The sequence below is a fragment of the Cupriavidus sp. UBA2010 genome, assembly GCF_002335265.1.
GTDB lineage: Bacteria > Pseudomonadota > Gammaproteobacteria > Burkholderiales > Burkholderiaceae > Cupriavidus > Cupriavidus metallidurans.
Genome location: NZ_DDCI01000018.1, coordinates 1 through 13845 on the forward strand (window position 1 = coordinate 1; position 13845 = coordinate 13845).

The following is a 13845-nucleotide window of genomic DNA, read 5'->3' on the forward strand; positions in this document are numbered from 1 at the left end:
TCCTCAACGGCCCTCTTAACGGCCATTAGGATACGGAATGTGGCAATTCAGTCCCCGGAATTCTCCGAAGAACCAAAAAAAAGCCATCTCCGCAATGGAGATGGCCAGGAATCCGTGATGCGAGTTCATCTATCCGAGCGGTGGCGCAGACTGCTACGTGGCGGACGTCGGGAGGCTGGAGCGTGAAGGTGAGGTTTCGCTGAAGGGGCTGCAGTGGATTAGCCAGACACACCGAGGGATGTAGGTTCACGCAATCACACTCAATTTTGTCGCCGCAAACGTTCGCCATGCCGACCATCAGATGCCGGTGACTGATCCGCAAGCGGACTTCTGTCCCATCTCACAGTTAATGGGAAACCTGACGTCGAACAATCAAGGACTTACGGAGCCTTGTCGCAAACTACCTGAGTCAAAATCTCGAAGTAAGTGAGTAAAAGGCGCGATCAGTCTCACAGTAAATGGGTACACAGAACTGGCGAGGGAAGAGCACTGGCAGTCGACGCCAGCCGCCGATCTCCAAGGCCCCTTACCGGCCATTTGTTGCCGTTTCCAGATTCAGCCCTTAGTGACTGAAGCGCGGTCTTAGGCGGACGTCAGCAACACGTAAAGCATTCTGCACATCAGAAGCTCCGTATCCGGCTCGATGAGGAATTCTGGCCGCATCAGTGCCATCGCTCGTGGCAAGGCCAGGATTGTGTGGAAGGCCATGAAGCGCGCCTTGGCCTTGTCGCGCACCAGTACCTCGTCGGGGAACCGTTCCATCAGGGCATCCGTCGCCATGGAGGTCCAGTACTGCTCAGGCTTGATGACGTCCAGACGCACCAGTTCGTCATACTGGGACGACTTCACGAGCAGTTCGCGATCGATCTGCACCCACTTGTGCAGCATCGGCAGGCCAATGCGCAGCAATAGCAGGATGCCATCAAACAACTTCGTGCCCGGCGGCAGACGCTGCAGATCCTCTACGAGCCTGCGCCTGGCCTCCGCGCGGAAGTCGTCGAAGATTGCGACGACCAACGACTCCATCGTCGGGTAGTACTCGTAAATGGAGCTGACCGCCACGCCAGCGCGTACGGATAGCCGTTCCAGCGACAGCGCCTCTCGCCCTTCCTTCTCGAGAATCTCCCACCCGGCTGTCTTTAGGGCGTCGACGAGCTTGAGCGACCGCTCCTGTCTGGGCTGCTTGCGCGGCCTTGCCGGGACTTCGATGTGCAGGTGATCAGGCGCTGTGTGGTGCTTGCGGGACGACATTGTCGATCACCTCATCCAGTTCGTTTGGAATGGCCCGACGTGGCCAGCAAGCTAACCAGCTTGCTGCGGAATCAAGCCGCTCGTCCCCTCCCTTTCCGGATGTTCCGCCCGGGCGTTCATACGTTCCACGAAAATGCAGAGCCTGCGACCTTGCGCCGCATTTTTTCCCTTTAGTTTCAGTGAATTGGGTACTGAATACCGACCCGGAAACCCGGAGTCTGGGGACGCATTCGCGCTCCTATACTGGGCTTCCCATCAACGCTCACGCATGGCGAAAACATGTCCCTGGAAAGGAAGGTCGAGTTACTGCTGAACGATCCGTCAGCACTCGCGAACCACGATCTGCAAACGTGGCAGAACATGCCCCGAGACGAAGTCGATGAGATACAACTGGTGGCGCTGAAACAGCGATTCGCCCAATTGCGTGACCGTGTGCCGGTCCTGACGAAGCTTGCCGACGGCGAAGACTTGACCCGCATCGACAAGCTCGATGATGTGGTGCCGCTCTTGTTCGAGCACACGGTCTTCAAATCCTACCCACCATCGCTCCTCGAGAAACGAAACTTCAGCCAGATCAACAAGTGGCTGGGCAAGCTGATGACGCCCGAGATGGCGGCGCGCTTTGCTGCCGTGGACGTCAGCCACTGCCAGGGTCTGGACGACTGGTTCGCCACGCTCGACGCCGCCGTGCCAGAGATGCGCATCAGCCATACCTCAGGCACCTCGGGCACCGTGTCATTCCTGCCGCAGGGCATTCGCGAGTGGGAAAAGGCATGCGACATCCGCAAGCTGTACATCCTGCGCATGGCCGGACCGGATACGCCCATGCCGGAAATGCACATCCCATATCCGTACTACCGCAACGGCTACCTGAGCCATGTGCGCGCGAACGACTTCCTGATTCGCGCGCTACTGCCGGGCGAGGATCATTTCCACGCGGCCTACCCCGCCACCTTGTCGAGTGACATGCTCCACCTTGGCGCAAGACTACGCGCCGCGCACGCAAGAGGCACGCTGGATCGTCTGGAGATCAACCCGGACCTGCTGGCGAAGAAGAAGGCCTTCGACACACTACAGGCCGAGATGCCGGCCTACCTCGCCAGCTTCTTCCAGCGCATGGCCAAGGACCTGCGCGGCAAGCGCGTTTACATCGGCGCCACCTGGAACCTGCTGCACAACATGGCGAAGGCGGGGCTCGAACAGGGGCTGGAAGGTGTATTCCATCCCGACTCCTTCATTACCACGACCGGTGGCGCCAAGGGCGTGGTGCAGCCCGATGGCTGGCGCGAGGAGGTGATGCGCTTTACGGGCGTCAGCTACCTGAACGAAACCTACGCGATGTCGGAACTGGTCAGCGGGTCGAATCCACGCTGCGAACACGGCAATTTCCACTTCACGCACACCGTGATTCCGTTCGTTCTCGATCCGGAAACGGGCCAGCCGCTGCCGCGCAAGGGCCGGGTCACGGGCCGCGCCGCCTTCTTCGACCTTGGCGCCGAAGTCAAATGGGGGGGCTTCATCACCGGTGACGAGGTCACGGTCGAATGGGACAAGCCCTGCGCGTGCGGCCGTCCAAGCCGCTACGTCGTGAGCGGCAGCATCCAGCGATACAGCGACAAGAACGGCGGCGACGACAAGATCACGTGCGCGGCCACAGAAAGCTCGCACCGCGAGGCCATGGACTTCCTGAACACCGTAGAACAATGACAATGAACGAGAGGACCGACATCATGACTCACCCCATCGCGCCGATGGTCATTCGCGGCAACGTCATCACCGACAACCTCATCGAAGTGGGCGGCCGTGGCGGCGACCTGACGTTCCTGACGCCGGACGCGCACGCGTATCTCGACCAACTGCCGCTCGGGAATCCAGCGCGTCTTGCGGATCTCTATGAACTGACCTTCGGCGATATCCTTGACTACGCCGAGGCCCTCGGCGAGCGCCTCGATTTCGCCACCAATCAGTACCTGCAGGAAGCCTGCGCGCTGTCGTATCACACGTCGCCGGTCACGCCGACCATGATCAAGGGCACGTACATGGGCCTGCGCAATATGCTGTCGCGCGCGGCAATCACCGAAGCGGTGGAGAGCACGGTAGGCATCAAGTACCTCGAAGGCTGGGTCAAGCAAAAGCTGATCGACGGCACCGATCTGGAAGTGCGATGCTTCGGCGCACGCACGCTGCATATTGTCGCTGGCAACGCGGCCGGTCTTTCCCTGCTCACGATCATTCGCAACATGGTGATGCGCAGCGACGCGATTATCAAAGCGCCGTCCAACGACCCGTTCACCGCGCTGGCCATCGCGCGCACAATGATCGACATGGCGCCCGACCACCCGCTCACGCGGCACCTGAGCGTGGCCTACTGGAAAGGTGGCGACCAGGCTTTCGAGGAGCGCCTGTACCAGCCGCAGCATCTGGAGAAGATCGTCGCGTGGGGTGGCTACGCCTCGATGAAGCATGTGACCCGCTACGTCCAGCCGGGTCTGGAACTGATCTCGCTCGACCCGAAACGCAGCGCCAGCATCATCGGTCAGGACGCCTTCGCCAGCGAGCAAACCATGCGCGAGGCAGCGTTGCGCCTGGCCAGCGACATCGGCGCGCTGAACCAGAAAGGCTGCGTATGCGCCCGCGTGGCGTACGTGCAATGCGGCACCGATGAAGCTGGCCTGCGCAAGCTCAACACGTTCGGCCGCTACGTGTACGACGCCATGCTCGGCCTGCCCAACACGCTTTCCACCTCGCCCAGGCGCTACGATCCGGCGATCAAGGCGGAAGTCGATGCCTTGCGGCTCGATGACGAGTGGTACCAGGTCATCGGCGGCAAGGATGGCGAAGGCGCGATCATCTGCTCGCAGATTCCGGAGCCGGTCTCGTTTGCCACGCGGCTCGACGACCGCACCGCCAATCTGGTGCCGGTGGATACCCTCGACGAGGTGATGGCCGCCGTGGACGCGTACACGCAGACCGTCGGGGTCTACCCGGAAAGCATCAAGGACGAACTGAAGGACAAGCTGCCGTTGTATGGCGCCCAGCGCATTGTCTCGCTAGGCTACGCGGCCGTGATGAAGTGGGCCGCGCCACAGGATGCGATCGAACCGCTGCGCCGCATGGGCAAGTGGATCTCGAACCAGATCGCCGCACCGGAGACCGCGCCGGCGCCCTGGACGCGCCCGAGCATCGAAGCCTGATCGCTCGTCATCGTCGATTGAACCGCCAGCCCTCTCCCGAAGCGGGAGAGGGGACCAACCCATCCGTCACCCTCCACAACCAATCTCCCATGACCACCTGCAAAGCTTTCGGCGCCTGCGAGGCCCATGCCGCCCTTACGCCGATGCATATCGAACGCCGCGCCCTGCGCGCCGATGACGTCGCCATCGCCATCGACTACTGCGGCATCTGTCATTCGGACGCCCACGCCGTCAACAACGACTGGGGCACCACCGTCTACCCATGCGTGCCCGGCCACGAGATCGTCGGACACGTGACCGCCATCGGCCCACACGTCACGCGCTACAAGGTTGGCGACTGCGTGGCGGTCGGCTGCATGGTTGATAGCTGCCAGGATTGCCCATCGTGCGACCACGGCCACGAACAGAACTGTTCCAAGGGTCTTACCGCTACCTATAACGGCAAGGACCGTCATACCGGTGAGATTACATACGGCGGATACGCGGAAAGCATCGTCGTCCGCGAGAAGTTCGTGCTGCGCGTGCCGGCCGCGCTCGACATGAAGTACGCGAGCCCTCTGCTGTGCGCCGGCATCACGGTCTGGACGCCGCTACGCCGTCACGGCGTCGGCAAGGGATCGAAGGTGGCCGTGGTAGGCCTGGGCGGTCTGGGCCACATGGCTGTCAAGCTGGCCGTCGCGCTCGGCGCGGAAGTCACCGTAATCACCACGTCTGCCAGCAAGGCCGACGACGCGCGCGCGCTGGGCGCCACCGATGTGCTGCTGTCGAAGGACCCCAAGGCGATGCAGTCGGCGGGCAACCGCTACGACTTCATCCTCGACACCATTCCGACGAAGCACAACGTCAACCCTTACCTGATGCTGCTGGGGCGCAATGGCGTGCTGGTGCTGGTGGGCGCGCTGGAGCCGCTGGAACCGATCCACGGCGCGCTGCTGGTGATGAATAACCGCTCGATCTCCGGATCGCTGATCGGTGGCCTGAATGACACGCAGGAACTGCTGGACTTCTGCGCCGAACACGACGTACTGCCGAACTGCGAGATGATCGACGTGCGCGACATCAACACGGCATTCCAGCGCATGCAAGCCAACGACGTGAAGTACCGCTTCGTGATCGACATGGCGTCAATGCACGAGGTGGGTGTGAAGTAACCCGTTGCTTTACCGTCGCTTTACTCCCCTCTCCCGCAAGCGGGAGAGGGGAGCCGCATCAGGATACGTGCCGGCCCTTCCCCACCCAGTACTTGTCACGCACCTGCCGGCGCAGCACCTTGCCTACTACGCTGACCGGCAACGCCTCGACGAACGTGATCGACTTCGGTCCCTTGAAGCGGCCGACGCGCGCCTTGACGAACTCGATCAGTTCCTCGGCGCTGACCTGCGCGCCGCTCCGCAGCTGGACTTCGGCGTGGACCGCCTCGCCCCACTCCTCATGCGGCACGCCAACCGCAGCTGAATTCGACACGGCCGGATGCGCGTTCAGTGCCGCCTCCACCTCCACCGCGTAGACATTAAAGCCGCCGGTGATGATCATGTCCTTCTTGCGGTCGACCAGATAGACGAAACCATCCTGATCGATATAGCCAAGGTCACCAGACTTCCAGAAGCCGTTCTCGAACTCCGCCGCCGTCGCTTCCGGGTTCTTGTAGTAGCCGGAGATCACGCCACGGCTGCGGGCCCAGATCTCGCCGACTGTGCCGGGTTCCACATCATTGCCGTCCTGGCCGACGATCCGCACCTCCACGTTCGGCTGCAGACGCCCGGCGGAGCCAAGCTGTGCTTCGCTTGCGGTCAGGTGATCGGCCTTGCCGAGGATGCCAACCGATTGCAGGCTTTCGGTCGCCCCGTAGAACTGGATGAAGATATTGCCAAAGCGTTCCTGCGCGCGCCGGAGCTTGGCCGGGCTCATCGGTGCGCCGCCATAGGCGATGGTCTTCAGCGACGACAGATCGAAGTTGCTCGCTTCCGGCATGTCGAGCAGCCGGTAGATCAGCGTTGGCAGCAGCAGCGTCATTGTGATCTTCTCTGCTTCGATGTTCCGGCACATTAGCGCCAGGTCGGGCAGGTTCTGGGTCACGGTGCAGCCGCCACGGAAAAGCGTCGCCAGCACGCCGAAGCCGGAGCCGTGGCTGATCGGCGCCATATGGAGCATGCGGGTATCAGGTAACTGGAACTGGTCGGGCTCCACGAACATGGTGTCGCGGCAGGCCAGCCAGTTATCCATCGTGTACTGCGCGCACTTGCCTGCGCCCGTGGTGCCGCCGGTGAAGCGATAGACCAGTACATCCTTCTCCGCGTCGTTCTCGACGCCAGGATCGTGGTCACCCACACCTTCCATCAGCTCCCAGAAATCATGCAGGCCCTCACGCGGCGCGGCCGGCGGGTCCATGCACACCACGGTGGCACCGAGCGCACGCAGCGTGTCGTAGTAGCGGTCCAGCAGCGCGGTCTCGATAAAGACCACCTTCGGCTGGATGTACTCGGCCTGGCGGCGGTGTTCGTCGAATGAGTCCCGAAAGTTCGCGTAGGCCGCGGCAGCGTCGCCCTTGAGCGCCGTCCAGAAGTGGAGCAGCGACATGTTGTCGTTCTCGAGCACGCAGAGATAGATATCGCCACGACGCAGTTGCAGCCGCTCGCGCATCATATTGACGATGCGGTTGGTCAGCGAATGAAATTCGCGATAGTTGTAGCGGCGATTGCGTTCGATGTTGACCAGCGCCTCCCTCTCGGCGAAGCGCAGAACCAGATTCCCGAAGAGGCGCGAGAAGTTCGTTTTCATCCTTAGTCTCCTCTACTGTCTACTTTCATGCCTGCACCGTAGGCCGCAATGCCTCGGTACAGATCAGGTCTTCAATTCTTCAATAGGCAAGGGGAACCCCGACCCTGTGGCCGGGATTCCCCTCGGTACGGCTATTTTCCAGCCTGCCCGGCTCAGGCGGCCTTTGCGCGTTGCATCATGGCCGTGACGAAGGCATGTACCTGATGGTTCGCGTCCTCGCGGTAAGCGGAGGTGCTCCAGTCGGTAATCTGGGCAAAGTGCGCCGCCACGGCGTCCACCGACAATTCCTTGCCGGGAATGTACACCGGCGCGGTTTCCTCCATGCGGACGGCCGAGAACGCACCTCCGCTGGCGCCGAGGATGACCTTGCTCGGGGCATCCTCGCTCACCAGGAAGAGCGCCCCCGGCGTCACCTGCTCAGGCCCGGTCGCCTTCAGGATGTCTTCCGGCAGAATGTCTTCCGTCATGCGCGTGGCGGCCATCGGCGCCAGCGTGTTGATGCGGATGTCGTTCTTCTTGCCTTCAAGCACCAGCATGTTCATCAGGCCCACCACGGCCATCTTGGCCGCGCCATAGTTAGCCTGGCCGAAGTTGCCGAACAGGCCGGCCGCCGACGTGGTCATCAACACGCGGCCATAGTTCTGCTCGCGCATGGTTTCCCACACCGCCTTGGTGCAATAGACGGAACCCATCAGGTGCACGTCCACCACGGCGCGGAAATCGGCCATCTCCATCTTGGCGAAGGTCTTGTCGCGCAGGATGCCGGCGTTGTTGATCAGGATGTCGATACGGCCAAACTCCGCCTTGGCCTGCGCGACCATCGCGGTGACCTGCTCGAAGTCCGTGACGTTGGCGCCGTTGGCGATGGCCTGGCCACCAGCCTTGCGGATTTCCTCGACCACGCCCAGCGCAGCATCGGAAGAGCCGCCCGTGCCGTCGCGGCTGCCGCCGAAATCGTTGATCACGACCTTGGCGCCGAGGCGGGCCAGTTCCAGCGCGTGCACGCGGCCCAATCCGTTGCCGGCGCCGGTCACAATGGCCACACGGCCGTCAAATCGAATCGTCATGGTATTCCCCGAAATTGCTTGAGTGATGGAAGGCGTCGCGGGACCGGTCCATCGCCGGCACCCGCGCTGCCCTGGCTGTCACGTTACGCCGGTGGCGGACGCCCCTCACCTCCCCTTGTGGACGTGCGGGGCGATGCCATCAGAACAGGCGTTCGGCGCCCGTATAAAGCGGCGCTTCCTTGGCGAAGAAGCGGCGCACGGCCTCTGCGTTGTAGCTGCTGGCCGCGCACAGGCCCTGCACGGCGGTTTCCAGTTGCGTCATCGCGTTCCGGTCCGTCTCGAACGTGCGATTCATGATGCCCTTGGCCATGCCGAGCACGTGTGTCGGCGCGTTGTCAAAGCGGCGCGCGTACTCAACAGCGGTCTCGCGCAATCGCTCGGACGGCACCACCGCCTGCACTAGCCCGATCGACAGTGCCTCGTCGGCCAGGATGTCGCGCGCGGAGAAGACGATCTCCTTGGCGCGCACCAGGCCCACCAGCCGCGGCAGGATGTACATCAGCCCCAGGTCCGGCGCGAAGCCGATGCGCGGGAAGTTGGACACCAGCCGCGCCCGGTCGCTGGCGATGATGAAGTCCGCGCCCAGCGCCAGCGACAGCCCGGCGCCCACCGCGTAACCGTCCACGGCGGAGATCACCGGCTTCTCCAGATCCATCAGTTCCGCGTGCCAGCGGTGGGCGCCGAGCAGCGCATCGCGGACGAGGAACGGCATCTCGCCCTCGGCCTCACCACTGAGATCCGCGCCCGAGCAGAAATGGCCGCCCGCGCCGGTCAACACCACGGAACGGACCGAACGGTCCTCGCGCGCCCGCCGGATCGCGTCGGCCAGCAACTGCTTGGCTTCATCATCGAGCGCGTTCCGGCGCTGCGGGCGGTTGATCGTGATGACCGCGGTCTTCCCGTCCATCTCGAACAGGACCTTGCTATCACTCATGTCTCTCTCCTTGAATGCCGGCGACGCTCAGGTGGCCCCGGCGTTGCACCAGTCGTCCAGCACCGATGCCGTGTCCTGTCCTCGCTGTGGAATCCGCCCGGGCCGCGCCAGTGGCGTGCCCGAGAAGCGGGGCGCGGGATTGGCCTGCAGGACGCCATCGATCTCGCCATAGACCCCACGGGCCACCATGTGCGGATGGGCCGCCGCTTCATCCGGGTTCAGCACCGGCGCGAAGCAGGCATCGGTCCCCTCCAGCAGCGCGGACCATTCGTCACGCGTCTTCGAGCCAAACACGGTGGCCAGACGCGCGTGCTGCGCCGGCCACTGTGTCTGGTCGTGCTGGGCGGAAAACGCCGGATCGTCGGTCAGACCGAGCTTTTGCAGCAGCAGCTTGTGGAAGCGCGGCTCGGCAGCGGCAATGGTCACGTAGTTGCCGTCGGCACAGCGGTAGGTGCGATACCAGTGCGGGCCGTCGAGCAGGCTGCTGCCGCGCTGGTTCCGGAACACACCGGCGGACTTCAGCCCCAGCAGCAGATTCATCATGTGCGCGCTGCCGTCGACGATGGCCGCGTCGATCACCTGCCCCTTGCCGGTTTCGCGGGCGCTCATAATGCCGGCCAGCAACCCCACCAGCAGATACATCGCGCCACCGCCGATATCCCCAACCAGGCTCGGCGGTGACATCGGCGCCTCGCCAGGCTGGCCCGACCACCAGAGCGCGCCGGACAGCGCGACGTAGTTCAGGTCGTGCCCAGCAGCCTGCGCCAGTGGGCCGTCCTGCCCCCAGCCGGTCATGCGGCCGTACACGAGCTTCGGATTGCGCGCCAGACACACGTCCGGGCCCAGACCGAGCCGCTCCATGACGCCGGGACGCATGCCCTCGATCATCGCGTCGCACTGCTCCACCAGACGCAGCACGGTGTCGATGCCGGCCTGGGTCTTCAGGTCGACGGCGATGGAACGCTTGCCACGGTTCTGGATCGCGTGCCGGCCGATATCGAGGTCTTCCGCGCCGGGCTGCAGCCGATCGACCAGCACGACATCGGCCCCCATGTCGGCCAGCGTCATGCCGCTGATCGGCGTGGGCCCGAGCCCGGCGATTTCCAGGATCCGCAGGCCCTGTAGCGGCCCGCTTCGTTTCGATGCCATGGCTGCCTCCGGTCTCATAGCTGGAACATCAGCTTGGCGATGATGCCGCGCTGCACTTCGCTGGTACCGCCATAGATGGTGGCGGCGCGGCGCAGGAACATGTCGTTGGCGATGCCACGCGCCAGGTCCTGCATCGGAAACGCCTCTGCCGGCGGAGCGTCGTGCCAATGCGCGTATGCCACGGCGCCGTGGTCGCCCAGTGCTTCGGTCTGTGCCTCGGTGATGCGTTGCTGCAGTTCGGTAGCGCGCAGCTTCAGGATCGAACCCAACAGGTGCGAAGCCGGGTGGTGCGCCATGTCGAGCTGCGCCACGCGCTGCACCAACATCGCGATGGCTTCGAGGTCGGCGTCAAGCCGTGCCAGTCTCAGCGCGAACTCGGGACGGTCGATCAGCTTGCCGTCGCCAGCATCCAGCGTTGTCGCGATCCGGCGCAGCTCGCGCATGTAGCGCCTGAGGTCCGGTAAGTCGGCGGTGGTCGCATGCTCGTTGTTGAGCAGGTACTTGGTGATGTTCCAGCCCGCGCCCTCCTCGCCGATCAGGTTGCCCACAGGGACGCGCACATCCTCGAAGAAGGTCTCGTTCAGGTGGTGCGCGTCGTCGATGCTGCGGATCGGGCGCACGGTGATGCCCGGCGTCTTCATGTCTACCAGCAGGAAGCTGATCCCCGCCTGCTTCTTGCCGGACGAATCCGTCCGCACCAGCAGGAAGATCCAGTCCGCGTGATGGGCGTAGCTCGTCCAGATCTTCTGGCCGTTGACGACGTAATGATCTCCGTCGCGCACCGCGCGCGTCTTCAGCGAGGCGAGGTCGGACCCCGCGCCCGGCTCGGAGAAGCCCTGGCACCACAGCCGCTCGCCATTGAGGGCGGGGGCGAGGTGCTCGGCCTTCTGCGCGGGCGTGGCGAACGCGTTCAACACCGGGCCGAGCATCTTCTGCACAAAGCCGTCCTGCGTTGGCACGCCGGCCCGCGTGCATTCGTCGTCGAACACCAGCGTCTGCGCCACCGACCAGCCAGTGCCGCCGTGCTCCACCGGCCAGTAAGGCGCACCCCAGCCATGTGCGGCCAGCACCTTTTGCCAGCGCAGGATCTGTTCGCGCGGCGAGCGCGTGCAGCGCGGTTGCCCTTTCAGTTCCTGCGGCACGTTGTCCCGCAGGAACTGGCGGACCTCCTGGCGGAACGCCTCCAGACCCGGATCAGCTTGAAAGTCCATACGTGGCTCCGTCAGGCATTCCGGTACATGGTGACGACTGCCGCGCCACCGATACCGACGTTGTGCTGCAGCGCCACACGAGCACCCTCCACCTGGCGCCGATCGGCCTGGCCGCGCAGCTGCATCACCAGCTCCGTGCACTGGGCTAGCCCGGTCGCGCCGATCGGGTGGCCCTTCGACAGCAGACCGCCAGACGGGTTAACCACGAACCTGCCGCCATAAGTGTTGTCGCCATCGTCAACGAACTTCGCCGCGCCGCCTTCGGGGCACAGACCGAGTGCTTCGTAGGTCAACAGTTCGTTCTGGGCGAAGCAGTCGTGCAGCTCGACCACGTCGACGTCTTCTGCGCCAATGCCGGCCATCGCATAGACTTTGTCGGCCGCCGAGCGCGACATGCCGAAGCCGGCCAGATGACGCAGGTCGCCGGACTTGAACGTTTCCACGCCATCGGTGGTAAGCGCCTGGCCGGCAATCCACACGCGGCTGTTCAGGCCGTGCTTCTTCGCGTAGTCCTCGCTGCACAGCACGGCGGCGGCAGCGCCGCAGGTCGGCGGGCACGCCATCGAACGCGTCATGACGCCCGGCCACATCACCTTCTCGGCCATCACCTCTTCCGGCGTCACCACCGTGCGGAACACCGCCATCGGGTTATTGGCCGCATGGCGGCTGGCCTTGGCGCGGATCTTGGCGAACGTCTCCAGCGGCGTGCCGAAGCGTTTCATGTGGTCGAGTCCGGCGGCGCCGAACAGTTGCAGCGCGGGCGGCACACCTTCCGGCACCACGCTCTCGCAGGCCTGGTTGAACCGCTCCAGAGGCGCCGGACGGTCGGTGTAAATCGTGCCCAGCGCGCCTGGGTTCATCTGCTCGAAGCCAAACGCGAGCACGATATCGGCCATGCCGCTGGCGATGGCCTGGTTGGCCAGATACAGCGCCGTGGAGCCGCTGGCGCAATTGTTGTGCACATTGATGACCGGAATGCCCGTCATGCCGATGTCGTACAGCACACGCTGCCCGCTGGTGGAATCGCCGAAGACATAGCTGGCGAACGCCTGCTGGACCGACTCGTAGCCCACCCCGGCATCGGCCAGCGCCAGCCGCACCGCCTGGGCGCCCATGATCGTGTAGGGATCGCTCTGGCCCGGCTTCTTGAACGGGATCATGCCCACACCGGCAACGACGACTTTTTGCGTCATGACTTTCTCCTTGAGTAATTGGAATAAACAGGGACGGGAACGTGGGGCGTCCCGTCAGAACAGACGTTCGGTGCCCGGGAAGATTGGCGCTTCCTTCGAGAAGAAGCGGCGTACCGCTTCGGCGTTGTACTGGCTGGCCGCGCACAGGCCCTGCACCGCGGCCTCCTGCTGCTGCAGCGCCTGCCGGTCGGTCTCGAAGGTACGGTTCATGATGTGCTTGGCCATGCCCAGCACGCGGGTCGGCGCGTCTTCGAAACGCCGCGCGAACGCAATGGCCGCGTCACGCAGGTCATCGGCCCGCACTACGGTCTCGGCGAGACCAATGGCCACGGCTTCGTCGGCGCGGATTTCGCGCGCGGAGAACACGATCTCCTTGGCACGCACCAGCCCAACGCGGCGCGGCAGCACGTACATCAGCGCGAGGTCGGGGACAAATCCCACGCGGGCGAAGCTCGATACGAAGCGCGCGCGGTCGCTGGCAATGACGAAGTCCGCCGCCAGTGCCACCGAGAGCCCGGCGCCCGTGGCAAAGCCGTCCACGGCGGAGATGACCGGCATCTCCAGATCGCACAGCGCGGCAAACCATGTGTGATGGTTCTGCAGCAGGTCACGCACGTAGAAACCGCGCTCGGCCTGCGCGTCGCCGTCTCCCAGATCGGCGCCCGCGCAGAAGTTGCCGCCTGCGCCAGTCAGCACCACGGCGGTCACCGAGCGGTCCTGCCTGATGCTCCGGACGATGCGGTCCATCGCCGCCATGATGGTGTCGTCGAGCGCGTTGCGCCGCTGCGGCCGGTTCAGCGTGATGACCGCCGTGCCGCCGATCCTTTCCAGTACCACCGAGTTGTCGGACATGCTGGCTCCCCTCCGGCAAGTTGTTCTGATGTTCTGAAGTGCTGTACTGCGGGAACCATCTTAGAGAGCAGCAAACCGGGTCCGCCCCTCCCTTTTTTGCCGTCGGCAGGGGCCGGGGCGGCAAGGCCCGGACGGCGATACCCCATCGGGAAGTGATGGGAAGTCTGCAACGCATGGCGTTGGAACGTCCCCCGCCATCCAGGGAGGGGCGCCCGC

At 64.0% G+C, this 13845-nt stretch carries 11 protein-coding genes; 3 read left to right on the forward strand and 8 right to left on the reverse strand.

Translation table 11 applies throughout. The features are described from left to right. Positions 1-582: 582 nt before the first annotated feature. A complete protein-coding gene (locus B2246_RS13815; RefSeq protein ID WP_008652537.1) occupies positions 583-1251 on the reverse strand; it encodes a TetR/AcrR family transcriptional regulator in 669 nt (222 codons plus the stop codon). 279 nt (positions 1252-1530) lie between these two features. Between B2246_RS13815 and B2246_RS13820 the strand changes: the two genes are divergently transcribed. The 3 genes from B2246_RS13820 (at position 1531) to B2246_RS13830 (ending at position 5596) form a co-directional block, all read left to right on the forward strand. Next, entirely contained in the window at positions 1531-2958 is a 1428-nt protein-coding gene (locus B2246_RS13820; protein WP_008652536.1) for a hypothetical protein, read from the forward strand. Between the two features lie 23 nt (positions 2959-2981). Next, positions 2982-4445 (forward strand): acyl-CoA reductase, encoded by a 1464-nt coding sequence (locus B2246_RS13825; protein WP_035884159.1) that lies wholly within the window; start codon positions 2982-2984, stop codon positions 4443-4445. Between the two features lie 89 nt (positions 4446-4534). Further along, the gene (locus B2246_RS13830; protein WP_286882308.1) at positions 4535-5596 is read left to right on the forward strand and encodes an NAD(P)-dependent alcohol dehydrogenase; all 1062 of its coding nucleotides are present in this window, start codon (positions 4535-4537) and stop codon (positions 5594-5596) included. A gap of 58 nt (positions 5597-5654) precedes the next feature. Here B2246_RS13830 and B2246_RS13835 read toward each other — a convergent pair whose 3' ends face one another. The 7 genes from B2246_RS13835 to B2246_RS13865 all read right to left on the reverse strand — a co-directional run bounded on the left by B2246_RS13835 (position 5655) and on the right by B2246_RS13865 (position 13629). Next, the gene (locus B2246_RS13835) at positions 5655-7223 is read right to left on the reverse strand and encodes a class I adenylate-forming enzyme family protein (RefSeq protein WP_286882309.1); all 1569 of its coding nucleotides are present in this window, start codon (positions 7221-7223) and stop codon (positions 5655-5657) included. Between the two features lie 152 nt (positions 7224-7375). Continuing rightward, on the reverse strand, positions 7376-8290 hold the full coding sequence (locus B2246_RS13840) for an SDR family NAD(P)-dependent oxidoreductase (RefSeq protein WP_215242742.1): 915 nt from the start codon (positions 8288-8290) through the stop codon (positions 7376-7378). Between the two features lie 139 nt (positions 8291-8429). Next, positions 8430-9224 carry an enoyl-CoA hydratase/isomerase family protein gene (locus B2246_RS13845; RefSeq protein WP_186425585.1) on the reverse strand — a complete coding sequence of 265 codons (795 nt, stop codon included), beginning with the start codon at positions 9222-9224 and terminating at the stop codon, positions 8430-8432. A 27-nt stretch (positions 9225-9251) separates the two neighbouring features. Beyond that, entirely contained in the window at positions 9252-10373 is a 1122-nt protein-coding gene (locus B2246_RS13850) for a CaiB/BaiF CoA transferase family protein (protein ID WP_035884050.1), read from the reverse strand. Positions 10374-10387: 14 nt separating this feature from the next. Beyond that, a complete protein-coding gene (locus B2246_RS13855) occupies positions 10388-11584 on the reverse strand; it encodes an acyl-CoA dehydrogenase family protein (protein WP_186425586.1) in 1197 nt (398 codons plus the stop codon). Positions 11585-11595: 11 nt separating this feature from the next. After that, positions 11596-12777 carry a lipid-transfer protein gene (locus tag B2246_RS13860; RefSeq protein ID WP_008652521.1) on the reverse strand — a complete coding sequence of 394 codons (1182 nt, stop codon included), beginning with the start codon at positions 12775-12777 and terminating at the stop codon, positions 11596-11598. Between the two features lie 54 nt (positions 12778-12831). Next, on the reverse strand, positions 12832-13629 hold the full coding sequence (locus tag B2246_RS13865; protein WP_035884052.1) for an enoyl-CoA hydratase/isomerase family protein: 798 nt from the start codon (positions 13627-13629) through the stop codon (positions 12832-12834). Between the last annotated feature and the right edge of the window lie 216 nt (positions 13630-13845).

Coding starts and splice junctions, on each gene's coding strand:
- B2246_RS13815 (WP_008652537.1), bottom strand. CDS start 1,251: ATGTCGTCCCGCAAGCACCACACAGCGCCTGATCACCTGCACATCGAA.
- B2246_RS13820 (WP_008652536.1), top strand. CDS start 1,531: ATGTCCCTGGAAAGGAAGGTCGAGTTACTGCTGAACGATCCGTCAGCA.
- B2246_RS13825 (WP_035884159.1), top strand. CDS start 2,982: ATGACTCACCCCATCGCGCCGATGGTCATTCGCGGCAACGTCATCACC.
- B2246_RS13830 (WP_286882308.1), top strand. CDS start 4,535: ATGACCACCTGCAAAGCTTTCGGCGCCTGCGAGGCCCATGCCGCCCTT.
- B2246_RS13835 (WP_286882309.1), bottom strand. CDS start 7,223: ATGAAAACGAACTTCTCGCGCCTCTTCGGGAATCTGGTTCTGCGCTTC.
- B2246_RS13840 (WP_215242742.1), bottom strand. CDS start 8,290: ATGACGATTCGATTTGACGGCCGTGTGGCCATTGTGACCGGCGCCGGC.
- B2246_RS13845 (WP_186425585.1), bottom strand. CDS start 9,224: ATGAGTGATAGCAAGGTCCTGTTCGAGATGGACGGGAAGACCGCGGTC.
- B2246_RS13850 (WP_035884050.1), bottom strand. CDS start 10,373: ATGGCATCGAAACGAAGCGGGCCGCTACAGGGCCTGCGGATCCTGGAA.
- B2246_RS13855 (WP_186425586.1), bottom strand. CDS start 11,584: ATGGACTTTCAAGCTGATCCGGGTCTGGAGGCGTTCCGCCAGGAGGTC.
- B2246_RS13860 (WP_008652521.1), bottom strand. CDS start 12,777: ATGACGCAAAAAGTCGTCGTTGCCGGTGTGGGCATGATCCCGTTCAAG.
- B2246_RS13865 (WP_035884052.1), bottom strand. CDS start 13,629: ATGTCCGACAACTCGGTGGTACTGGAAAGGATCGGCGGCACGGCGGTC.